Annotated in this window: 20 protein-coding genes, 1 pseudogene and 1 other annotated feature; of the genes and pseudogenes, 16 read left to right on the top strand and 5 right to left on the bottom strand. The window is 43.7% G+C overall.

Annotation, left to right across the window (positions count from 1 at the left end):
- Nucleotide 1: 1 nt before the first annotated feature.
- From ATG71_RS17885 to ileS, 3 genes are all read left to right on the top strand, one after another.
- Nucleotides 2-772, top strand: coding sequence for a YlmH family RNA-binding protein (locus tag ATG71_RS17885; RefSeq protein ID WP_098440831.1), 771 nt, complete (start codon nt 2-4; stop codon nt 770-772).
- 89 nt (nt 773-861) lie between these two features.
- Nucleotides 862-1,377, top strand: coding sequence for a DivIVA domain-containing protein (locus ATG71_RS17880; RefSeq protein ID WP_034755815.1), 516 nt, complete (start codon nt 862-864; stop codon nt 1,375-1,377).
- 48 nt (nt 1,378-1,425) lie between these two features.
- Nucleotides 1,426-1,658, top strand: a binding site (T-box leader).
- A gap of 116 nt (nt 1,659-1,774) precedes the next feature.
- Entirely contained in the window at nt 1,775-4,564 is a 2,790-nt protein-coding gene (ileS, locus tag ATG71_RS17875; protein ID WP_098440830.1) for an isoleucine--tRNA ligase, read from the top strand.
- Between the two features lie 442 nt (nt 4,565-5,006).
- Here the strand turns inward: ileS and ATG71_RS17870 are convergent, their stop codons facing one another.
- The 5 genes and pseudogenes from ATG71_RS17870 to ATG71_RS23830 form a co-directional block, all read right to left on the bottom strand.
- On the bottom strand, nt 5,007-6,524 hold the full coding sequence (locus tag ATG71_RS17870) for a tripartite tricarboxylate transporter permease (protein WP_098440829.1): 1,518 nt from the start codon (nt 6,522-6,524) through the stop codon (nt 5,007-5,009).
- Between the two features lie 12 nt (nt 6,525-6,536).
- Nucleotides 6,537-6,992: a tripartite tricarboxylate transporter TctB family protein gene (locus tag ATG71_RS17865; RefSeq protein ID WP_179886576.1), complete on the bottom strand. Its 456-nt coding sequence runs from the start codon at nt 6,990-6,992 to the stop codon at nt 6,537-6,539.
- 112 nt (nt 6,993-7,104) lie between these two features.
- Entirely contained in the window at nt 7,105-8,109 is a 1,005-nt protein-coding gene (locus ATG71_RS17860; RefSeq protein WP_286163051.1) for a tripartite tricarboxylate transporter substrate binding protein, read from the bottom strand.
- Between the two features lie 17 nt (nt 8,110-8,126).
- The gene (locus ATG71_RS17855) at nt 8,127-9,110 is read right to left on the bottom strand and encodes a 2-hydroxyacid dehydrogenase (RefSeq protein WP_098440826.1); all 984 of its coding nucleotides are present in this window, start codon (nt 9,108-9,110) and stop codon (nt 8,127-8,129) included.
- An 823-nt stretch (nt 9,111-9,933) separates the two neighbouring features.
- Nucleotides 9,934-10,190 (bottom strand): annotated as a pseudogene (locus ATG71_RS23830) (IS5/IS1182 family transposase); the annotation flags it as partial.
- 91 nt (nt 10,191-10,281) lie between these two features.
- Here ATG71_RS23830 and ATG71_RS17840 point away from each other — a divergent pair.
- The 13 genes from ATG71_RS17840 to pyrE all read left to right on the top strand — a co-directional run bounded on the left by ATG71_RS17840 (nt 10,282) and on the right by pyrE (nt 23,912).
- Nucleotides 10,282-10,563: a hypothetical protein gene (locus ATG71_RS17840; RefSeq protein ID WP_098440823.1), complete on the top strand. Its 282-nt coding sequence runs from the start codon at nt 10,282-10,284 to the stop codon at nt 10,561-10,563.
- 106 nt (nt 10,564-10,669) lie between these two features.
- Nucleotides 10,670-11,164: a signal peptidase II gene (lspA, locus tag ATG71_RS17835; RefSeq protein ID WP_034755807.1), complete on the top strand. Its 495-nt coding sequence runs from the start codon at nt 10,670-10,672 to the stop codon at nt 11,162-11,164.
- Entirely contained in the window at nt 11,136-12,047 is a 912-nt protein-coding gene (locus ATG71_RS17830; RefSeq protein WP_034755805.1) for an RluA family pseudouridine synthase, read from the top strand. The genes lspA and ATG71_RS17830 overlap by 29 nt, the downstream gene beginning before the upstream one ends.
- A gap of 192 nt (nt 12,048-12,239) precedes the next feature.
- A complete protein-coding gene (pyrR, locus tag ATG71_RS17825) occupies nt 12,240-12,785 on the top strand; it encodes a bifunctional pyr operon transcriptional regulator/uracil phosphoribosyltransferase PyrR (RefSeq protein WP_034755802.1) in 546 nt (181 codons plus the stop codon).
- Nucleotides 12,786-12,933: 148 nt separating this feature from the next.
- Nucleotides 12,934-14,262 carry a solute carrier family 23 protein gene (locus ATG71_RS17820; protein ID WP_061809823.1) on the top strand — a complete coding sequence of 443 codons (1,329 nt, stop codon included), beginning with the start codon at nt 12,934-12,936 and terminating at the stop codon, nt 14,260-14,262.
- A 165-nt stretch (nt 14,263-14,427) separates the two neighbouring features.
- Nucleotides 14,428-15,306 carry an aspartate carbamoyltransferase catalytic subunit gene (locus ATG71_RS17815; RefSeq protein ID WP_098441892.1) on the top strand — a complete coding sequence of 293 codons (879 nt, stop codon included), beginning with the start codon at nt 14,428-14,430 and terminating at the stop codon, nt 15,304-15,306.
- Nucleotides 15,307-15,322: 16 nt separating this feature from the next.
- Nucleotides 15,323-16,609, top strand: a complete 1,287-nt coding sequence (locus tag ATG71_RS17810) for a dihydroorotase (RefSeq protein WP_098440822.1) — start codon at nt 15,323-15,325, stop codon at nt 16,607-16,609.
- Nucleotides 16,606-17,697 carry a carbamoyl phosphate synthase small subunit gene (locus tag ATG71_RS17805; protein WP_098440821.1) on the top strand — a complete coding sequence of 364 codons (1,092 nt, stop codon included), beginning with the start codon at nt 16,606-16,608 and terminating at the stop codon, nt 17,695-17,697. Before ATG71_RS17810 ends, ATG71_RS17805 begins: the two co-directional genes overlap by 4 nt.
- Entirely contained in the window at nt 17,690-20,902 is a 3,213-nt protein-coding gene (carB, locus tag ATG71_RS17800; RefSeq protein WP_098440820.1) for a carbamoyl-phosphate synthase large subunit, read from the top strand. Before ATG71_RS17805 ends, carB begins: the two co-directional genes overlap by 8 nt.
- Nucleotides 20,899-21,672, top strand: coding sequence for a dihydroorotate dehydrogenase electron transfer subunit (locus tag ATG71_RS17795; protein ID WP_098440819.1), 774 nt, complete (start codon nt 20,899-20,901; stop codon nt 21,670-21,672). The genes carB and ATG71_RS17795 overlap by 4 nt, the downstream gene beginning before the upstream one ends.
- Nucleotides 21,669-22,610 (top strand): dihydroorotate dehydrogenase, encoded by a 942-nt coding sequence (locus tag ATG71_RS17790; protein ID WP_098440818.1) that lies wholly within the window; start codon nt 21,669-21,671, stop codon nt 22,608-22,610. Before ATG71_RS17795 ends, ATG71_RS17790 begins: the two co-directional genes overlap by 4 nt.
- The gene (gene pyrF / locus ATG71_RS17785) at nt 22,582-23,292 is read left to right on the top strand and encodes an orotidine-5'-phosphate decarboxylase (RefSeq protein WP_098440817.1); all 711 of its coding nucleotides are present in this window, start codon (nt 22,582-22,584) and stop codon (nt 23,290-23,292) included. Before ATG71_RS17790 ends, pyrF begins: the two co-directional genes overlap by 29 nt.
- On the top strand, nt 23,289-23,912 hold the full coding sequence (gene pyrE, locus ATG71_RS17780; RefSeq protein WP_098440816.1) for an orotate phosphoribosyltransferase: 624 nt from the start codon (nt 23,289-23,291) through the stop codon (nt 23,910-23,912). Before pyrF ends, pyrE begins: the two co-directional genes overlap by 4 nt.
- Nucleotides 23,913-23,988 lie beyond the last annotated feature (76 nt).

Raw genomic sequence — 23,988 nt, 5'->3', positions numbered from 1 at the left:
TATGTCTTCGATCTATCAACATTTCAGGCCGGATGAGAAGGAGTTTGTAGATGCGGTACTCCAGTGGAAGCAGACAGTGGAAGATCAATATACAGCGAAACGAACGGACTTTTTGGACCCGAGACAGCAGCATATTGTCGAGTCCATCATTGGTCAAAACGATGAAATCATTCTATCGTTTTACCCTGAAAATTCGGAACGGAAACGGGCTTTATTGTATCCCCCTTATTTTCAGCCAGAGGAAGAAGATTTTGGAATCCGGTTATTTGAAATACAGTACCCGTCGAAGTTTGTTACAATAGAACATAGACAGGTATTAGGGACCTTGATGTCACTTGGGTTGAAAAGGGATAAATTCGGGGATATCCTGACAGGTGAGGATACCATTCAACTGATGCTGGCAGATGAAATTGCAGATTATGTCCTGATGGAACTGACCCAAATAGGGAAAGCCAAGATTTCTTTAAAGGATATTCCACGGAGGGAACGATTGGAAAGTCGGGAAGAATGGCAGGAGATGACGACGACCGTCAGTTCGATGAGGCTGGACGTTATACTTGCAGCCATCTATAATGATTCCCGCCAAAAGGCTCAAACCTTGATCAAAAGCGGGCATGTAAAAGTGAATTGGAAATCAGTTGAAAATCCCTCCTTTGAAGTCGAAGCTTCCGATGTTCTATCTGCCAGAGGGTACGGAAGAAGTAAGGTATTGTCCGTTGAAGGAAGAACAAAACGGGATAAATGGCGAATCTCTGTGGGGATTCTGAAATAATTTAAGAAAAATAAAGGAATTCTCCCGCATACTGTCGAAATTTTAGTTATAATAAATATGTAATTCACCAAGTACTGGAGGTGGCTCCCATGCCTTTAACGCCATTAGACATACATAATAAAGAATTTAGTCGTGGCTTTCGTGGTTATGATGAGGACGAGGTTAATGAATTTTTAGATCAGATTATTAAAGATTACGAAATTCTGATCCGTGAGAAGAAAGAAACGGAAGAACGTTTAAACTCCTTGAATGAACGTTTAGGTCATTTTACAAGCATCGAGGAAACGTTAAACAAGTCAATCGTCATCGCTCAAGAAGCAGGGGAAGAAGTCAAGCGGAATGCAATGAAAGAATCAAAGCTGATCATTAAGGAAGCCGAGAAGAACGCCGATCGGATCGTCAATGAATCACTATCCAAAGCCCGTAAGATTGCCATTGAGATAGAAGAACTCAAGAAGCAGTCAAAGGTGTTCCGTACTCGTTTCAAAATGTTGATCGAAGCACAGCTTGATCTTCTGGATACAAATGACTGGGATCAGTTAATGGAATTCGATTTGGACGCAACAGATTTAAAAACTTTAAAAGAAGAAGAGACATTGTCTTGACGAAAAGAGCAATACTTTCATATAATTGAACAACAATCTTAATTGCATTAAAAGGCTAAGACAGGGACAGTACGTACTTATGATGAATCCTTTCTAGCGAGTCGGGGACGGTGTGAGCCCGACAAGGAAAAAGCCCGGAAGATCACCCTCGAGCCCTGCTCATGAAATTCCTACCAGAAGAGTAATGAGCGGCGAATTATTCACGTTACGAATCAACAAGTGAAGGCCATTTTCGGTCTTTATGAGGGTGGTACCGCGGGAAAGGCTTTCTCGTCCCTATTCAGGGATGAGAAAGCTTTTTTTATTTTGTAAAAAAGGAAAGTTCACCCTGCCTGATTAAGAAGTGAAGGATATAGAAATGATGGCAATTAAGAGAAATGATTAGGAGGATGATTTCATGGAATATAAAGATACATTACTGATGCCGAAAACGGAATTCCCGATGAGAGGGAACTTACCGAAGCGTGAACCGGATACACAGAAAAAGTGGGAAGAGATGGACATCTATCAAAAGGTACAGGAAAGAACGAGTGATCGTCCTTTATTCGTCCTTCACGATGGTCCTCCATATGCCAACGGAAATATCCATATGGGTCACGCATTGAATAAGATCCTGAAAGACTTTATCGTACGCTATAAATCCATGAGCGGTTTCCATGCCCCATATGTTCCTGGTTGGGACACTCACGGTCTGCCGATCGAGCAGGCGTTAACGAATAAAGGCGTAAAGCGTAAAGAGATGACGATCGCCGAGTTCCGTAAATTATGTGAAGAGTATGCTTATGAGCAAGTGGATAACCAACGCAAGCAATTTAAGCAATTAGGTGTACGTGGCGATTGGGAAAATCCGTATATTACATTAAAACCTGAATATGAAGCCCAGCAAATCAAAGTTTTCGGTGATATGGCGAAAAAGGGTTATATCTACAAAGGGAAGAAGCCTGTCTACTGGTCACCATCAAGTGAATCAGCCCTTGCAGAAGCAGAAATCGAGTATCAGGACAAGCGTTCCCCGTCCATTTATGTAGGTTTTGCCGTTACAGAGGGTAAGGATGTCCTTAAAGAAGGAACCCAACTCGTGATCTGGACGACTACACCGTGGACGATCCCTGCGAACCTTGGGATTGCTGTACATGCGGATTTGAATTATGTGGTTGTAAATGTGAAGGAAAACAGCTATGTCGTAGCCGAAGATTTGCTTGAAGACGTTGCGGAGAATCTTGAATGGGAAACCCATTCTGTTATCAAAAAGGTCAAGGGTGCAGAACTCGAACATATCGTGGCAAAACATCCCCTGTACGATCGTGACTCCCTTGTGGTCCTTGGTGAGCATGTTACGACTGATTCAGGTACCGGCTGTGTCCATACAGCTCCTGGGCACGGGGAGGATGACTTCCTTGTAGGGAAGAAATACGGACTGGATGTATTATGTCCTGTCGACGATAAAGGGGTTATGACTTCAGAAGCTCCGGGGTTTGAAGGCTTATTTTATGATAAGGCAAATAAACCAATCACAGAAAAGCTTCAGGAAGCCGGGGCATTATTGAAGTTAAACTTCATCACTCACTCATACCCGCATGACTGGCGCACGAAAAAGCCGGTTATTTATCGAGCGACGGCACAGTGGTTTGCTTCCATCGATAAATTCCGTAAAGAATTACTCCAGGCTGTAAAGGATACGAAATGGGTTCCCGCATGGGGAGAAACACGTCTATTCAATATGGTCAGAGACCGTGGAGACTGGTGTATTTCCCGTCAGCGTGCATGGGGAGTGCCGATCCCGGTATTCTATGCTGAGAATGGTCAGGAGATCATTACAGATGAGACGATTGATCATGTGTCCAAGCTTTTCCGTGATCATGGATCAAACATTTGGTTTGAGAAAGAAGCAAAAGACCTCTTACCTGAAGGGTTTATGCATGAAGGTAGTCCTAACGGGAAATTCACGAAAGAACAGGACATCATGGACGTCTGGTTCGATTCAGGATCTTCCCATCAGGCAGTTCTTGAGGAAAGAGATGACTTGCAGCGTCCTGCAGACCTTTATCTGGAAGGATCCGACCAGTATCGCGGTTGGTTCAACTCTTCATTGACGACAGGAGTAGCCGTAACGGGTAAAGCTCCATACAAAGGCGTGTTAAGTCACGGATTTGCTCTTGATGGTGATGGAAGAAAGATGAGTAAATCATTAGGGAACGTCGTTGTCCCGGAAAAGGTTATGAAACAGCTTGGAGCGGATATCCTTCGTCTTTGGGTAGCGTCTGTTGATTATCAGGCAGATGTTCGAGTTTCTGATCCAATCTTGAAGCAGGTGGCTGAAGTCTACCGTAAGATCCGTAATACCTATCGTTTCTTATTGGGGAACCTTTCTGACTTTAACCCTGAAACAGATGCGGTATCCTTTGATGGATTAAGAGAAGTGGATCAATTTATGCTTGTGAAGCTGAATGATCTTGTGAAGAATGTGAAAAATTCGTACGATAAATATGAATTCGCAAGCATCTATCATGCAGTCAATAATTTCTGCACATTGGATTTGAGTTCATTCTACCTCGATTTTGCAAAGGATGTACTGTATATCGAGTCAGAAAATCACTATGAGCGTCGAGCGATTCAGACGGTACTGTATGAAAGTCTGGTGGCCCTTACAAAACTCATGTCCCCAATCCTTTCCCATACAGCAGATGAGGTTTGGGCATACATCCCGGGTGCAGAGGGCGAAAGTGTTCAGCTGACCGATATGCCTGAAGTACAACAACTCGCAAATGCGGATGAATTGAAGAAAAAATGGAACACATTCTTAGAATTAAGGGATGATGTTTTAAAAGCACTTGAGGAAGCACGTAATCAGAAGGTGATCGGTAAGTCATTGACTGCTAAAGTGACCCTTTACGTAAATGAGGAAACGAAAAAATTGCTCGATTCCATCAAAGAGGACTTAAAGCAGTTGTTCATTGTATCCGCCATTGAAATCGGTGGAGCGGTAAACGAGGCACCAGAGCACGCGTTAAACCTTGGTGAAAACAACATCGTTGTTGAAAAAGCCGATGGCAAAACGTGTGACCGCTGTTGGGTCGTTACTACAACAGTAGGTGAGGATAAGGATCATCCAACTCTTTGCAAACGCTGTGCATCAGTAGTGAAAGAAAGCTATTTTAGAGACAGTGAACGAAAAACAAACTTCTAATGATCCTCTTTACCTCCTGACTGCCGAATCAGGGAATTATGCAGAAATTTAAAAAATGCAAGCAACGCCTCAAGAAATTCTAAAGATGATCGATGATCCTAGCTTTTCTATATTCAGTGACAGGTACAAAACCAAGCACTCATTCAGGTGGGGGCGGATGTATATGTATATTTATGTTTACAACAAGAAGATGTTAAGAACGCTATGTTTCTGTCGATTGATTCGATCGAAAAGACGGTTGAAGATTATTAGGAAGGTACGGAGACCCCACGAGGATGGCGGTCATGCCTATTGGACCTCTAACCATTCCATATATTAAAGATACAATAGCGGTTTAAAGCCTCTTACCATTGATACAAACTCATCGGGAGTCGTATACAAACCATTTAAATTTTTTGATAAAAAGAACCGGGCATTTGCCCGGTTCTTTTTATCAACCATCTTAAATTACTTTTCTATCTTCTGAGTCCTTATTACTAGTGCTATCTTTTTTAATAAATTGATCTTTAATTATAGGGGTAAACAATGTAATAACCGCTAATCCTATCAAAACAGCAGAAATTGGTCTTGTGAAGAAGATGAACACATCACCTTCCCCGATAAGTAAAGACCTTCTGAAATTTGATTCCATCATCGGACCTAAAATTAAAGCAAGGATTACAGGTGAGGCAGGGTAGTCATGTTTATTCATAAAATATCCGACTAATCCTGCGATTAACATCACCCATACATCAAACATATTATTACCCAGCGCGTAAGATCCGATTACACACAAGATTAATATAATGGAAGCAATAACAATTTTAGGAACGCTCAGGACTTTTACAAACAAACGAATAGCTGGTAAACCAATGACTAAAATCAATACATTTGCTAACAGCATTCCTAGAAATAAAGTATAGACGACATCAGGATGCTGTTCAAAAAGCAGAGGTCCTGGCTGCAATCCCTGAACCATTAATGCACCAAGCATGACTGCCGTTACAGCATCACCAGGAATACCCAAAGTTAAGAGGGGAATCATAGCCCCGCCAGTTGTAGCATTATTAGCCGCTTCTGGTGCTGCTACACCTTTTATTTCTCCTTCACCAAACTTATCAGTTTTTCTCGCAAATCTTTTTGCCTCACCATATGCCACAAAACAGGAAATATCCCCGCCAGCACCTGGTATCATACCAATAAAAGTTCCAATCCCTGAAGATCTCAAAATTGTAACGATCAAAGATTTAAATTCACTCCACTTTAATTTAACTTTATGAATTTCTTGAATAATTGTAGAGGTCTTAAGTGAATCTTCTACCGTTTGGAATGCTTGGGAGGCGGCGAACAAACCAATCATAATGGCAATAAAGTTTGCCCCGCTCATTAAGTTAGTGGAGCCAAAGTTAAACCTTGGAAACCCTCCAACTGGATCCATTCCAATCGAAGCTATGAGAAGCCCGACAAAGCACATAATGAATCCTTTTATAAGGGAGCGTCCTGCAATACTTGAAATAATTGATAATCCAAAAACTGCCAAGGCAAAGGATTCAGGAGCGCTAAACTTTAGTGCAAATACCGCTAGCTGAGGAGCAACTAAAATAAGTACAATAACACTTATAACTCCACCTATTACTGAAGATAAGGTTGAAACCGTTAATGCTTTATAGGCAAGTCCCCGCTGAGCCATTGCATAGCCGTCGATGGCAGTAGCAGCTGATGCAGGAGTCCCGGGAGTGTTTAATAAAATGGCAGCAATCGACCCCCCATAAATCGATCCAAAGTAGACCCCAACTAGTAGCAAGATTCCCGTTACCGCACCCATTCCGAATGTTATAGGCAATATTAGAGCAACTCCCATTGTCGCAGTCAACCCCGGTAACGACCCGATAGCTGTTCCTACAACTACACCGGCTATCAAAATTAGAATCACTTTAATATCCAATAGATTTGGTAAAGCCTGTAATAATAAATCCATCATATCACCTCAATATTAAGAGAATAGTATTCCAGTAGGTACCGGGACATGAAGCATTTTCTGAAAAAAAATAAAAATAAAAAGGGTACTTCCTGCCGGTACAAGTAAAATCGTCAGGATACTTTTAACACGGGTAAACTTTAAAAATAATGCCATGAAGATGAAAGAGATAAGATAAAACCCAAGAAATGGGATTAAAAAGACATATCCAATAGTTAAGATCATGGTACAAGCAACTAAAACCATATTTTCGTACGATGGTTCAGAGTTAGTACTTTTTAATTTTTTCTTTAATCCTTGAAATAGAAGAATGAGGGAGAAGAAGACTAAAAATCCTGCATATAATTTAGGCATAAAAGCAGGACCAACATCTTTTGGTTGCCCTACGGAAGGAAAATCCAAACTTAATACAAAAAAGAGACCGGCAATGACAAAGCAGATTAAACTCCCAATAATTTTTTCATTTTTCAAAATAAATCCTCCTTACTGAGTTATTTCATAATGAATAATTAAAGAGCCAGGAGAAGTTTGACCTGATTCGCTAGATATCTTCTCCCAGCTCTCTATTTATTACATGTTTAAACTAATTTTTCCCAAGACCGAGGCGTGGGATTAATTCCCCATATAATTCGTGGCTGTCAGCCATTAATTGTTCAAAATCTTTTGCGTCTTTAATGACTAAGCCTAGTCCGTTATTTTCCATGAACTCTTTAAACTTCGGCTCTTCTGCAGCCTTCGTAAAGGCATCTGTTAAAATAGCTACTACTTCATCTGGGGTATCTTTCGGTACAGTAACACCTCTCCAGACCCCAATTTCACCAAAGTCATATCCAGCTTCTTTGAATGTAGGTACGTCTGGTAAAATATCAAGTCTATCCTTCGCCATAATTCCAAGAATTTTTAACTTTCCAGCTTTAACCTGTGCAAGTACTTCTGGCGGTTGAACTACAACAGCTTCAACGTGACCGCCGAGAACAGCAGTTACTGCAGGAGCACCTCCATCAAAAGGAACGTGGCTGAATTCAGCCCCAACTGCATCTCCCATTGCTACTGCTGATAAATGTCCAGCAGCACCAGTTCCGCCATTACCAATCCGGATTTTTCCTGGTTTTGCTTTAGCATCATTTAAGAAATCATCAATTGTGTTATAAGGAGAATCAGCTGGAACAACAAGGGAAGATGGGTCAAAATTAAACTGAGCAATAGGCTTAAAATCCTTGTATGTGATAGGAGTTAAACCTAAATGCGGAAGCATAGTGACTTCAGCTGTAATCATCGTCATAGTGTATCCATCAGGTTTAGAGTTAGCGCCTTCAGACATACCCACCGCTCCGCCGCCGCCTGTTTTATTAACAACACCGATTGATTGACCTAAGTGTTCTTCAGCAGCACTGGCGATAGCTCGTCCAACTGCATCTGTTCCGCCTCCAGCTGAATAGGGAACAATCAGCGTTGCAGGTTTAGTAGGGAAATCCACCTTTTTTTCTGCTGCTTCTGTAGAAGCTTCTTTACTGCCATTTGATGAGCTGCATCCTGCAATTAGCAGAATTGAAATCATAAATATGCAAATCAACCATGACTTTTTCATTTTCTTCATCTCCTTTTTTATGTTTTTACAATACTTCTCAGCTCATTGACAACGTTAGAAGGATTATTATGTATTAAAGCAGCAACTAAATTTTCAGCTGCAAGCTGAGCCATGTCTTTTCTTGTACTTTCAGTAGCAGAGCCGATATGAGGAGTTAAGACAACATTGTCTAGCCTCAATAAAGGATTAGTAGAATGGATTGGTTCTTGTTCAAAGACATCCAGACCGGCACCATATATTTTTTTGGTTTCTAAGGCATGAATCAAAGCCTGTTCATCAACAGTTGCTCCTCTCGAAGCGTTAATTAAAATAGCTGTATCTTTCATTAATTCAAATTCCTTTTTTCCAATTAAATGAAAGGTTTCCTTTGTTAATGGTGTCATAATAATAATAAAGTCTGATTTAGCTAATAAATCATCCATTTCCTTATAATGAGCACCAAGATTTTGTTCAATTTCAGGCTTTCGGTTTCGATTATGGTAAAGAACTTCCATGTTGAAACCGCTTACAGATTTCTTCACAATAGATTCTCCGATTCTACCTAGACCAATAATACCAAGAGTTTTTCCATGAACGTCGAGACCGAACATGTGACGATCGTTTCCGCCTAACCATTTGCCGCTTCTTATGTAAGAATCAAGCTCAGTTATTCTCCTAGCTGTTGAAAGCATCAAGCCGAAGATTAGATCTGTCACAGTCTCATCTAAAATACCTGGTGTGTGAGTACCGATAATACCTTTTTTTTTCATAGCCGCAGTATCGAAATTATTGTAACCTACGGAAATATTGCTTACTGCTTTTAATTTCGGTGCTTTAGATAAAAAATTATCATTAATTTCTATACCTGATGTTAATACCCCTTCAACTCCATTAATTTTTTCAAACAATAATTCTTGAGGGATATCCTCTGGTTGTTCCCACATCTCAAGGTCGAAATAACTTTCCAAATAATTTTTTACTGAATCCGGGAATAATTGCGTGCCGAAAATACTAGGTTTCATTATTTCTCCTCCCTTTCAAAATCGTTCTACATTATAGTACTGAGTTTTATTATTTAAACCATAACATTATTCTAATGCCTAACATTTTGATAGTCAATTATTTTTTTGAAACTTTTGAATTTTCAATAAAGTAGGATATACTTTCAAAACTTTGTTTTAGCAAGACTTATGGCTCATGAATTCCTTCATTGTTTTAAACTAGGAAAAAAAGAGGAATGACTCTTCCTTTTGGTGGGAAAATGAGGATATGAGGGGTGTAAGAATTGGAACATATAGAAAGGCTTGGATAAACTTTCAGATCCAAGTGTTCTTTGGTTTCAATTGTTTTCGTTTAAGCATTATTTGATTGAAAAAAATCTATTATTCCTATGATCTGCTCTTATGAGTCAGTTCTAACTAGGATATAGCTAATAAAAATTTCTGTTATTTTTGCCACAGATTGGAGAAGGGATACGATCATTCCGAACGTGAGCCATCGAGTCATCTCCAGGTTCAAGGATAATAAATGAAATTGGAAAATTTGGAATTACCTGTGAGCCATCTTTATGAAAATCAAGTCCTTTGTATTTCGGCTGATAAGATAATTTGATGATAAGCGGTTTCTGAATTTTTTTGATAAACGTACATTGTTTATCTGTTTCAAACCGCAGGATTATTTTTAACATTTATGGTAAAAGTAAGACTTTCAGTAAAGCTCATCATTTTTTCGGGTATATTTTTTGCAGCGTTAATAATGTCGTCATGATTAACACTGGGGACTGTGCGAATGTCCAAGGTTGCATTTTCAGGGATAAAGTTTTTCTTTACTCCACCGCTATTGGTTGTCACTCCTTTGAAATTTGATTTGTTTTGTATGTTCTTCTGATTTAATACTGACTGAATATGATTTGGTTTTGGTGCCGGGCTTATAACACCCTTTGTATCCGTTTGGTTTGTAGATTGGTTCCTCTTCCCTTGTCGAGCTTTCCTTACCGCCAGATGCCCTGCAGGACGACAAACGTACATTCCTGCATCTTTATTGTAATCAAACTTCTCTCCTTTTTTTCGATATCCATGAGATACAGAAGGGTTCAACTTTGCTTTTCGTTCATATTTCTAATTCCATAATTGCTATATCTTGCAACACAATATTCAGGGTCATTTCCCCCATACTATAAGTGGAGGGATCAAGATGACATATGACCGATACACATCCATTGTAGAAGAGCTTAAACAATCCTTGAAAGAGCTTGAAGCAAGTCAATCTCAACACCCTTTAATCCAGCAATATATAAACGATGAAATCACCGAGGTGAAACAGGCATTGAGTCGTGTCCGGGATAATCAATACGGATATTGTGAATTGAGCGGGCAAGAAATCCCATTCGATTACATGATGATGAACCCGACCTGTACGACGATCGAAGATGCATACGAATGGAGAAGGTTTGGGAAGATCTCATCCTATTCGTAAATTTCTCCCGCGTTTCCATCGTTCTTCTCCAGTTTAAGTGTCTTTATTTCCCCGTTTATGCTAAAATGCAAAGGTAATCATTTAAAGATGTTCGGAGGTTGCCTTTGTGTATTATTATTTAGTGGCTTTGGTTGTAATTGGACTGGATCAATTAACAAAATGGTTGGTTGTAAGAAGAATGACCGAGGGAGAAAGCATTTCGATCATAGATAATGTTTTTTATCTTACTTCTCATCGGAATCAAGGTGCAGCATGGGGAATACTCCAAGGACAAATGTGGTTTTTTTACATTATTACATTAATAGTGATTGTAGGTATCGTGTATTATATGCAAGTCCATGCAAAAGGACATTCATTGTTTAGTCTGAGTCTTGCTTTCATGCTAGGCGGTGCAATTGGAAACTTTCTTGACCGTGTCTTTAGAAAAGAAGTGGTCGATTTCTTAAATACATACATCTTTTCCTATGATTTCCCGATTTTTAATATTGCCGATGCAGCATTAACCATTGGAGTAGCACTGTTACTGATTTATATGTATTTAGACGAACGAAAAGCAAAGAAGGAGAACAAAAATGGAAGTAATTCAGCACAACATACTTGAGGAAAACCAGGGAGAACGAATCGATAAGGTCGTAAGCCAGTTGAATAAGGATTGGTCCCGCTCCCAGGTTCAGCAATGGATTAAAGAAGGTCATATTAAAGTAAATGAAGAAGCGGTCAAACCTAACTTCAAATGTCCGTTGAATGCAGTCATCACTGTATCGATTCCGGAACCGGAAGAATTGGATGTAGAGCCGGAAGACCTTAACCTTGATATCGCCTATGAAGATGGGGATGTCATCGTCGTGAATAAGCCGAAAGGGATGGTCGTCCACCCGGCACCGGGTCATTATTCAGGAACGATGGTGAATGGATTGATGCATCACTGTAAGGACCTGTCAGGTATCAATGGCGTGCTGCGACCAGGGATTGTCCACCGTATTGATAAGGATACATCGGGATTGCTGATGGTAGCGAAAAATGACATGGCTCACGAGCATTTGGTGAATCAGCTTGTGGACAAGTCCGTTACAAGAAAATATACTGCCATCGTACATGGCCTGATCCCCCACGAATACGGGACGATCGATGCCCCGATCGGCAGGGATCCCAAAGACCGTCAAAGTATGGCTGTCGTCGATAATGGCAAACAAGCGGTCACACATTTCAAAGTGCTGGACCGATATAAAGATTTCACACTCGTTGAATGTGAATTAGAGACAGGCAGAACCCATCAGATCCGTGTGCATATGAAATACATCGGTTTCCCGCTGGCGGGCGATCCAAAATATGGCCCGCGAAAGACATTGAGCATTGAAGGACAGGCCCTTCATGCCGGTGTGCTTGGGTTTGTTCATCCCAGGACGGAAGAATATATGGAGTTCCATGCGGAGTTACCCGAAGAATTCACGAAATTGGTTAAGCATCTTGAAAATAACCGTTGACAAATTTCGACCTGGCCTTTATGATAGGGTTAATTGAATAAGTAACCTTTAATACGGTCCCGTGAGGCTGAGAAGGAGCAGTGTACGACCAACATTTCTTGGCGTGCAATCAGATCATAACGATAAGTGTGCCCTCTCATCCCTACGGTGAGAGGGATTTTTTATTGAAATAATGAAAATGAGGTGGCGAAAATGACAAAGAAAGCAACAGTACTGGATCAACCCGCCATTCGAAGGGCGCTCACAAGGATCGCCCATGAAATCATCGAACGAAACAAAGGAATTGAAGATTGCATCCTAGTCGGGATCAAAACAAGGGGCATTTATATCGCCAATCGATTAGCCGAGCGGATCCATGCGATTGAAGGGGAAGAAATTCCCGTCGGAGAAATCGACATCACCCTTTATCGTGATGATTTAACGACGAAAACAGAGGATCACGAACCGGAAGTGAAGGGTTCTGACCTACCGGTTGATATTACAAACAAGAAAGTCATTCTGGTGGATGATGTCCTATTCACTGGAAGAACGGTCCGGGCAGGCTTGGATGCCTTAATGGATCTCGGAAGGCCAAGTCAGATTCAACTTGCTGTGCTGGTCGACCGTGGACATAGGGAATTACCGATACGGGCGGATTTCGTCGGGAAGAATATTCCGACATCAAGTTCTGAAAAAATCATGGTCGCATTATCAGAAGTCGATCAGGAAGACATCGTTGCCATTCACGAAAAAGAATAATGGAAGTCCTTTTAAGAGTGGTCCAGTGAGGCTGACAAAGGATGGGAATGAAGGTAGAATCAGGCCTTCTTGTACCCTCTTTGTGCCCTCTTTAGGACAAAGAGGGTTTTTAAATGGGTAAAAATGGGTATTTGAGGAGGAAACAAACATGAATCAAAATCAACAAGTTGTGTTAGACGTAGAAGAAGTACCTAATATAGGAAAATGGATTACACTTAGCATACAGCATCTCTTCGCCATGTTCGGGGCAACGGTGCTGGTCCCGTTCCTGGTTGGATTAAGCCCGGGGGTTGCTTTGATCTCAAGCGGACTCGGAACACTTGCCTATCTCCTGATCACGAAGGGGAGAATCCCTGCTTACCTGGGGTCGTCATTCGCCTTCATCGCACCGATCCTGGCTGCAAAGAGCCTCGGAGGACCGGAGGCAGCCATGATGGGAAGCTTCCTCGCAGGAATTGTATACGGAATCGTCGCGCTGCTCATATCAAAGCTTGGATTGAAATGGCTGATCAGGATCCTCCCTCCAGTTGTGGTAGGGCCAGTCATCATGGTGATTGGATTAGGTCTTGCCGGAACGGCCGTCAATATGGCCATGTATGAAAATCCCGGAGCAGAACAATTGGTTTACAGTAACACGCACTTCATGGTGGCTCTTGCCACATTGGGAATCACGGTCATCTGTTCGATTTACTTCAAAGGATTTCTCGGGATGGTCCCGATTCTTGCTGGAATCATCGGAGGATATGTCATCGCGGTTTTCGCAGGGCTGGTGGATTTCCAACAGGTAATCGATGCTCCATTCTTCCAGATGCCTGACTTCTTTGTCCCGTTTGTCGACTACACGCCGAGCTTCTCTTGGGAAATCGTAGGGATCATGGTTCCTGTTGCACTTGTGACCTTGGCAGAACATACAGGGGACCAGATGGTATTAAGTAAAGTCGTAGGACGAAACTTCATTGAAAAGCCGGGTCTTCACCGCTCTATCCTTGGGGACGGGGTAGCGACTGTGATCGCCTCCTTCCTTGGCGGACCGCCAAACACAACGTACGGTGAAAACATCGGGGTGCTTGCCATTACACGGGTGTTCAGCGTCTTTGTCATCGGCGGGGCGGCGGTACTTGCCATCATGTTCGGATTTGTCGGCAAGATAACGGCCTTGATCGGTTCGATCCCATCAGCGGTCATGGGTGGGGTATCCATCCTGCTGTTCGGGATCATCGCGTCAAGTGGACTCCGTATGTTGATCGATAATAAAGTAGACTTAGGGAACAAGCGAAATTTAGTCATCTCGAGTGTCATCCTTGTCATCGGAGTCGGAGGGGCATTCGTAAAGATCAACGAGCAGGTTTCCCTATCGGGGATGGCCCTTGCAGCAATCGTTGGGGTGTTCCTGAACCTTGTCCTGCCGGGCAGGGAAGAAAGTGAAGGAAGTAACAATTTATTCGAAGAAGAGAAAGCTAAACAAGATGTTGCATAAATAGAAACACCTTTTAACATGGTCCAGAGAGTCTGAGAAGGGTGAATTTGAACAAGACATGCGGGATTACTCCGTACTGTCACGGTTGGTATGTTCAAAAACACCCTGTCGGTAAGATGACAGGGTGTTTTTTTGAAAGAGAAGAGAGGAAAGGGCTGTCTCATGATGAAGAACTTGTTGACGATGAATGACTTATCAAAAGAAGAAATCATTCAAATACTGGATCAGGCGGAACGTTTTCAAAAGGGGGAAACTTGGGAGTACGGGACAAAGAAATACGCTGCCAATCTTTTCTTTGAAGCAAGTACACGTACAAAATGCAGTTTTGAGATGGCGGAAAGGAAACTTGGTCTTGAAGTCATTCCATTCGAAGCCCAAACATCAAGCATCCAAAAAGGTGAAAGCCTGTATGATACGGTGAAAACATTAGAGAGCATAGGAGTCGATACGGTCGTCATCCGTCATTCCCTTGAACGCTACTTTGATCAACTGACTCCTCTCAATATAAGTGTGATCAATGGTGGGGATGGTTGTGGAAATCATCCGACTCAATGTCTGTTAGATCTGTTGACCATCCATCAGGAGTTTGGCCGATTCGAGGGAATCAAGGTATCCATAATCGGAGATATCGCCCATAGCAGGGTCGCCAGGTCCAATGCGGAAGCACTGACAAAACTCGGGGCAGAGGTCTTTTTCTCAGGTCCAAAGGAATGGTTCAAAGCAACAGACCGAACACACTATTTGCCAATAGATGAATGCATAACCGATTCTGATGTCATCATGCTTCTGCGTATCCAGCATGAACGTCACGAGATTACATCGACCTTGACGAAAGAGGAATACCATGAAAGCTTCGGACTGACGGAATCCAGGAAAGACAGGATGAAATCATCCGCTATCATCCTTCATCCTGCACCTGTCAACCGCGGTGTGGAAATAGCCGACTCATTGGTGGAATGTGAGCAATCAAGGATCTTCAAACAGATGGAAAATGGAGTATACGTGAGAATGGCCGTTTTAAAAAGAGCACTTGAAATCAACTGACTAGGGGGAATTTGAAATGAATTGGTTAATCCGTAATGCACGAATTGTAACTAAGAATGGTGATCTTGAGACTGTGGATGTAAAGGTGGAAGATAAGAAGATCATCGAGATCGGTTCAGAGCTGAAAGGGGAAGACCACGAGGAGTTTCAAACGGAAGGATTAGTAATTTCACCAGGCTTTGTCGATCTGCATGTCCATCTGAGAGAACCGGGCGGCGAACATAAGGAAACCATTGAAACGGGAACGAAATCAGCTGCAAAAGGTGGTTTCACCACCATCGCGGCAATGCCCAATACAAGACCTGTACCCGACTCAGTGGAAAATCTTCAGTCCCTTAATCAGAAGATCTCTGAAACAGCGAGTGTTCGCGTGTTACCATATGCGGCCATCACGGAAAGACAAATCGGGGATAGGCTTAATGACTTACCATCATTAAAAGAAAACGGGGCATTTGCATTCACAGATGACGGTGTAGGGGTACAATCAGCTGACATGATGTATCAAGCCATGAAGATGGCAGCTGGAATCGATGCCTCCATTGTCGCCCATTGTGAAGAGAATACCTTGATTTATGGAGGAGCGGTCCATGATGGGACATTCTCCAAAGAGCATAACCTGCCAGGCATTCCTTCCATCTGTGAAGCTGTACATATATCCAGGGATGTGCTTTTAGCTGAAGCAGCCAGTGTACACTACCACGTCTGCCATATATCGACAAAAGAATCTGTCCGGGTGGTCAGGGATGCGAAAAAAGCCGGTATCAATGTGACGGCTGAGGTGACACCCCATCATCTTTTGCTCTGTGAAGACGATATCCCAGGGCTTGATCCCAATTTCAAAATGAATCCTCCTCTTAGGAGTAAAGAGGATCGACAGGCTCTCATAGAGGGGCTGCTGGATGGAACGATCGATTTCATCGCCACCGACCATGCTCCCCATACGGAAGCCGAAAAGTCGGAAGGGATGCTGCTCTCTCCGTTCGGAATCGTCGGGTTGGAAACCGCCTTTCCGCTGCTTTATACAAACTTTGTGGAAAAAGGGACCTTTACTCTGAAAGAGCTTATTGACTGGATGACCATCAAACCAAGTGAAGCATTTCATCTTCCGTTTGGACTACTTGAAGTAGGAGGAGAAGCGGACTTTACGCTCATCGATTTGCATGAACAAAAAGAAATCGACCCGTCTGGATTTTTGTCCAAAGGGAAAAACACGCCATTCATAGGATGGGAATGCAAAGGATGGCCGAAAGCAACTTTTTATCAGGGATCTCTTGTATGGAATGAAGGAGGAAACGAACAATGAAAAGACAACTCATTTTAGACGATGGAACGGTTTTTGTGGGAGAAGGATTCGGTGCAAATGAAGAAAGTATAGGTGAAGTGGTATTCAACACGAGCATGACTGGCTACCAGGAAATCCTTTCAGATCCATCCTACTGCGGCCAGCTTGTCACCTTGACGTATCCCCTTGTAGGGAACTACGGCATCAACCGGGACGATTTTGAATCGATCACCCCGGCAATCAAAGCGTTCATTGTGAGAGAAGTGGCGGACTTCCCTTCTAACTGGAGAAATGAAACAACATTGGATGAATTATTAAAAATAAAAGGGATTCCTGGTATTTCAGGAATCGATACGAGAAAGTTAACCAGGATCATCAGGAAGCATGGAGCCATGAAAGGCATCATTTGTTCAGCTGAAATCGATTCCGGGGCAATGCTTGATAAGCTGCATGGTACCGATTTACGAACAGATCAGGTCATGCAGGTTTCCACGAAGACTGCCTATGCAAGCCCTGGAAGAGGTTACCGCGTGGTGTTGATGGATTTCGGGATGAAGCACGGGATCCTAAGGGAATTGAACAAGCGTGATTGTGATGTAATAGTGGTTCCTTATGATACTACAGCGGAAGAAATCAGACGCCTGCAGCCTGACGGGATCATGTTATCGAATGGGCCGGGGGATCCGAAAGATGTACCCCAGGCGATTGAAACGATCAAGGAATTGCTTGGTGAAATTCCACTTTTTGGTATCTGCCTCGGACATCAATTATTTGCCCTGGCGTGTGGAGGGGACTCTTTCAAAATGAAATTCGGACATCGTGGAGGCAACCATCCGGTCAAAGATTTAAAATCCGGAAAGGTTGCACTGACTTCCCAGAACCATGGCTATGCAGTCGATGAAAAGTCTTTAGCCGGGTCAAGATTACAGGTCACTCACCTGGCCATAAATGATGGAACGGTAGAAGGATTGAAACATTTGGACTTTCCGGCCTTTACGGTGCAGTATCACCCTGAAGCATCACCGGGACCCGAGGATTCCAACTACTTATTCGATGATTTCCTACAATTGATGAAAGAAGAGAAAAGAAAGGAGCTTCAACATGCCTAAACGTACAGACATTAAAAGCATCTTGGTTATCGGAAGCGGACCTATCATCATTGGACAGGCGGCGGAATTCGATTACGCCGGAACACAAGCCTGCATCGCATTGAAAGAGGAAGGCTACAGGGTCATCCTTGTAAACTCAAATCCTGCCACGATTATGACAGACGCTGAAATGGCAGATAAAGTATACATCGAACCATTGACACTTGAATTCGTCAGCAGGATCATCCGTAAAGAACGTCCGGATGCGCTGCTGCCGACATTAGGTGGGCAAACGGGATTGAACATGGCTGTTGAACTTGCCCAGTCGGGGGTCTTGGAAGAATGCGGAGTAGAAATTCTCGGGACGAAGCTTTCTGCCATCGAGAAAGCGGAAGACCGTGATTTGTTCAGAAACTTGATGAATGAAATGGGAGAACCGGTTCCGGAAAGTGAAATCATCCATTCCCTGGATGAAGCCTATCAATTTGTGAATGAAATCGGGTATCCGGTCATTGTCCGTCCAGCCTACACATTAGGTGGAACCGGAGGGGGAATCTGTCACAACGAAGATGAATTGGTGGAGATTGTAAGTTCAGGCCTGAAATACAGCCCTGTAACACAATGCCTTCTGGAGAAAAGTATTGCAGGCTTCAAAGAGATAGAATATGAAGTGATGCGCGATGCAGCCGACAACGCCATCGTGGTATGTAATATGGAGAACATAGATCCAGTGGGGATCCATACGGGAGACTCCATCGTGGTAGCGCCAAGTCAAACATTAAGTGACCGCGAATATCAAATGCTCCGGAATACAAGTTTACGTATCATCCGAGAGCTGGGAATCGAGGGAGGCTGTAATGTTCAGCTGGCACTGGACCCTGACAGCTTCCAGTATTACATCATAGAAGTAAATCCCAGGGTGAGCCGTTCATCTGCCCTGGCATCCAAAGCGACCGGCTACCCGATTGCAAAGCTTGCAGCGAAGATCGCCGTCGGCCTGACATTGGATGAAATGATGAACCCTGTGACGGGTAAAACGTATGCCTCGTTCGAACCCGCACTGGATTATGTTGTGACGAAGATCCCAAGATGGCCATTTGATAAATTCGAAGCGGCCAAACGAAACCTTGGTACTCAAATGAAAGCAACTGGAGAAGTGATGGCGATCGGCCGGACCTTCGAAGAATCACTACTGAAAGCGATCCGCTCCCTTGAAAGCAATACGTATCATATGGAATTAAGTGATGCGGATCAATTTACAGACGAGTGGATTGAGAAAAGGATCAGAAAAGCAGGGGATGAGCGTCTCTTCTATATCGGAGAAGCTCTTAGAAGGGGAGTTACAATCGAGACCATACATGAATGGAGCAAGATCGACCTCTTCTTCTTATATAAAATGAATAGAATCATAGAGTTTGAAAAAGAACTGGCATCGAACCCCTTCAACTTTGAGCTTGGAGAAAAAGCGAAGCGCATGGGCTTCTCGGATATCACCATGGCAAGGTTATGGGAGAGCTCGGAAGCAAATGTGTATACCTGGAGAAAAGAAAATGACCTTTTCCCAGTATATAAAATGGTAGATACCTGTGCAGCAGAGTTCGAATCTGAAACTCCTTACTTCTACGGCACATATGAAGATGAAAATGAATCAAGGGTCACAGAACGTGAAAGTGTCATCGTCCTCGGTTCGGGACCAATCAGGATCGGGCAGGGAGTGGAGTTTGATTATGCGACCGTTCACTCGGTTTGGGCCATCAAAGAAGCAGGTTATGAAGCCATTATCGTGAATAACAATCCGGAAACGGTCTCGACCGACTTCAGTATCTCGGACAAATTATATTTCGAGCCACTGACGGTGGAAGATGTCATGCACATCATCGATCTAGAAAAACCAAAGGGAGTCGTCGTCCAGTTTGGTGGACAAACGGCCATCAATCTCGCAGATGAGCTGGTGAAAAGAGGCGTCAAGATTCTGGGTACTTCACTTGAGGATCTCGATCGCGCAGAGAACCGCGATAAATTTGAGTATACTCTGAACCAACTCGGCATCCCTCAACCGGAAGGCAAAACGGCAGTTTCCGTAGAAGGGGCACTTGAAATAGCAAAAAGCATCGGTTATCCGGTTCTGGTAAGACCTTCGTACGTACTCGGAGGACGGGCAATGGAGATTGTTTACAGGGAAAAAGAGCTTCTTCAATACATGAAAAATGCTGTAAAGGTCAATCCACAGCACCCGGTCTTAATCGATCGTTATCTGATTGGCAAGGAAATCGAGGTGGATGCCATCTCTGACGGATCAGACGTTGTCATCCCGGGAATTATGGAGCATATCGAACGTGCGGGAGTCCATTCAGGGGATTCCATCGCGGTATATCCTCCACAGCAACTCACGCAGGACCAGAAACAAACCATTATCGATTATACGACGAGACTGGCAAAAGGATTGAACATTATCGGATTACTGAACATCCAGTATGTCATCTCAAAAGGCGAAGTATTCGTCCTGGAAGTGAACCCCCGTTCCAGCCGGACAGTGCCATTCATCAGTAAAATCACAAATGTTCCCATGGCGAATATTGCAACCAAGTCCATCCTTGGTATATCCCTGAAAGATCAAGGATATGAATCAGGATTGGTTCCTGAAAAACAGGGTGTGTACGTCAAAGTTCCGGTATTCTCCTTTGCCAAACTTAGACGGGTGGACATTACGCTCGGACCTGAGATGAAATCTACAGGAGAAGTAATGGGGAAAGATCAGACCTTGGAAAAGGCACTTTACAAGGGGATGGTCGCTGCAGGAATGCAAATGAAGGAATACGGCTCCGTCCTCATGACCGTGGCAGATAAAGACAAGGATGAAGCAGTCCTCCTGGCACAACGCTTTATCGATATCGGCTATCAAATCCTTGCAACGAAGGGTACGGCAGAGCATCTGGACAAGGCAGGTATTACTGTCCGCGAAGTGGATAAGATCGGATCCAGCGGTCCAACATTATTGGATATCATCCAAAGCGGTGAAACCCAGCTTGTCATCAATACATTGACAAAAGGAAAGCAGCCTGCCCGGGATGGATTCAGAATTCGAAGGGAGTCGGTCGAAAACGGCATTCCTTGTCTTACGTCACTGGACACTGCAGAAGCCATCCTGAGAGTGATTGAATCCATGACTTTCTCAGCAGAGGCACTTGACTCACTACCGAAAGTGAAAGAGGCGGTTCATCAATGATCGTTAACGAAAACATGGTTGTGCGTTCTCATGAACGGATAGCTGAAAACATTTATGAACTCGTTCTGCAAGGGAATCTGGTGGATGAAATAAAGGCCCCTGGCCAGTTCGTCCATGTGAAAGTGGGGACGGGGATCGACCCTTTACTGAGAAGGCCGATTTCCATCGCCTCCCACGACCCTGAACAACATACCATGACTCTGATCTACCGGGCTGAAGGAAAAGGGACACGACTCCTTTCCCTGGTGGATCGTAGTGAAAGGGTCGACGTGTTAGGACCTCTGGGTAATGGTTTCTCCGTGGAAGACGAAAGGAAGACCGCACTGTTAATAGGTGGAGGGATTGGCGTTCCTCCCCTCTACGGTCTTTCCAGGAAGCTTGTAGAATACGGTTGGGAAGTGAAGCACATTCTTGGTTTTCAAAATGAATCAGTCAGCTTTTATGAAGATAAGTTCGGGGAACTTGGGCTCACATATATTGCCACTGTCGACGGCTCTCTTGGTAGTGTTGGGTTTGTAACAGATGTCATCTCTGAAGAGAAGCCGGACTTTGATGTGTTTTATTCCTGTGGACCGACACCCATGCTGAAAGCTCTTGAAAGGCAATTGGAGGGCAAACGCGGTTTCATCTCATTAGAGGAGCGGATGGGTTGCGGAATCGGGGCTTGTTTCGCCTGCGTATGTCATAAACAGGATGATCCTGAAGGGTCGAGCTACGTAAAGGTTTGCAGTGACGGACCGGTATTTCCAGCAGGGGTGGTGCTTTTATGAAATCATTACAAATCGAATTGCCGGGCTTGTCATTAAAGAACCCGGTCATGCCGGCATCCGGCTGCTTTGGTTTCGGTCGTGAATATAGTCAGTTTTATGATTTGAACGAGCTTGGAGCGATCATGATCAAAGCGACCACAGAAGAGGCCCGCTTTGGAAATCCCACTCCAAGGGTTGCTGAAACAAACGGCGGTATGCTGAACGCAATCGGGTTACAAAACCCCGGACTCACCGGTGTGATGGAAAACGAACTTCCATGGCTTTCACAATTTGATGTACCGATCATTGCAAACGTGGCAGGTTCCCAGGTGGAAGATTATGTGGAAGTGGCAAGGGTCATTTCTTCTGCTGAGAATGTAACTGCACTTGAACTCAATATCTCCTGTCCCAATGTCAAAACGGGAGGAATCGCATTTGGGACCATCCCTGAAGTGGCTAAGGAATTGACTGAGAAGGTTAAAGAAGTATCACAGGTTCCGCTGTATGTGAAACTTTCACCGAATGTCTCCAATATCGTCGACATGGCCAAGGCTGCTGAAGCGGGAGGGGCGGACGGGCTGACCATGATCAATACACTCCTCGGGATGAGATTGGATATGAAGACGGGGAAGCCGGTTCTTGCGAACAAGACCGGAGGATTATCCGGCCCTGCCATCAAACCGGTTGCCATCAGAATGATTTACGAAGTGAGCCAGCAGGTGGATCTTCCGATTATCGGGATGGGGGGAATACAATCAGCAGAAGATGTGATTGAATACTTCTATGCCGGAGCCAGTGCCATCGCAGTCGGGACGGCGAATTTCGTTGATCCATTCGTATGTCAACGGATCATAAATGAGTTACCGCCTCTACTTGAGGAGCTCGGAGTCGAACATATATCCGAATTAACCGGAAGGAGCTGGGGGAAACATGAATCGAGCACCGTTCATAGCACTTGATTTTCCGACATGGGAGATGACTTCAACCTTCCTGGATCAATTTTCAGAAAGTCTGAATGTGAAGGTCGGTATGGAGTTGTACCTTCAAAATGGTCCGGCGATCATTGAGAAAATATTAAATAAACATCATCGGATTTTCCTGGACCTGAAGCTTCATGATATCCCTCATACAGTGTACGGAGCCATGAAAGGACTTGCAGGATTCAATTTGGAGCTGATCAACGTTCATGCTGCTGGCGGCAGCATAATGATGGAAAAGGCGCTTGAGGGTCTCCATGCTGGAACTCCTTCCAATCATAAGCGCCCAAATCTGATTGCCGTCACACAGCTGACCTCGACAACGGAAGAACAGATGCAGGAAGAACAGCTTATCCATACGACCATCAATGAGTCTGTCCTGCATTATGCCACTCTTGCGAAACATGCGGGACTCGATGGAGTGGTATGTTCACCCTACGAAGCCCGCCTGATAAAAGAACATTGCGGGAATGATTTTTTACGGGTCACTCCGGGGATCAGGCTGGCAGAAGATCATGTAGGAGACCAAAAAAGAGTCACTACACCGCAAATGGCAAAAGAATTGGGTTCTTCCTACATAGTCGTTGGAAGAAGTATTACAGGTGCTGCGAACCCGGTCCTTGCATATGAGCGGATCGTACATGAATGGGAGGGCAAAGAATGAAACATGAAATCGCAAAGAAATTACTCGACATTGAAGCCGTATTTTTAAACCCGACGGAGCCATTTACTTGGTCATCCGGCATAAAGTCACCGATTTATTGTGATAATCGACTGACGCTGTCGTATCCTTCAGTGCGGGACAGTATCTCTAGAGGACTGTCCGAGCTGATCCGAAAGCATTTTCCGGAAGCGGAAGTGATCGCCGGGACAGCAACGGCGGGAATTCCACATGCAGCCTGGGTGAGTGAGAAATTAAATCTTCCCATGTGTTATGTCCGGTCAAAGCCTAAAGCCCATGGAAAAGGAAAGCAGATTGAAGGGATCGCGGCACCGGGACAGAAGGTCGTCGTCGTCGAAGACCTGATCTCAACGGGGGGCAGCTGTATAACTGCAGTTGAAGCCTTAAGAGAAGCGGGATGTGACGTATTAGGGGTGGCTGCTATCTTCACATATGAATTGGAGAAAGGGAAAAAGATGCTTGAAGAACAAAAAATCACATCCTATGCCCTATCCGATTATTCAAGCTTACTGGAGGTAGCGGTCCAAAATGAGATCATCCGTGAAAGTGAATTGGAACAATTGAAGCTTTGGAGAAAAGACCCTGAGTCATGGGGGATGTAAGGGGGAAAGCAACTCGTTTTTTGAGTTGCTTTTTTTCATTTTTTCCAAAAAAGAACACTTTCATCCAGTCAAATCA

The sequence above is a fragment of the Bacillus sp. es.034 genome (genome assembly GCF_002563655.1).
GTDB lineage: Bacteria > Bacillota > Bacilli > Bacillales > Bacillaceae_B > Rossellomorea.
The sequence above is the reverse complement of the archived record's forward strand: the minus strand, read 5'-3'. Positions and strand labels throughout refer to the sequence as shown.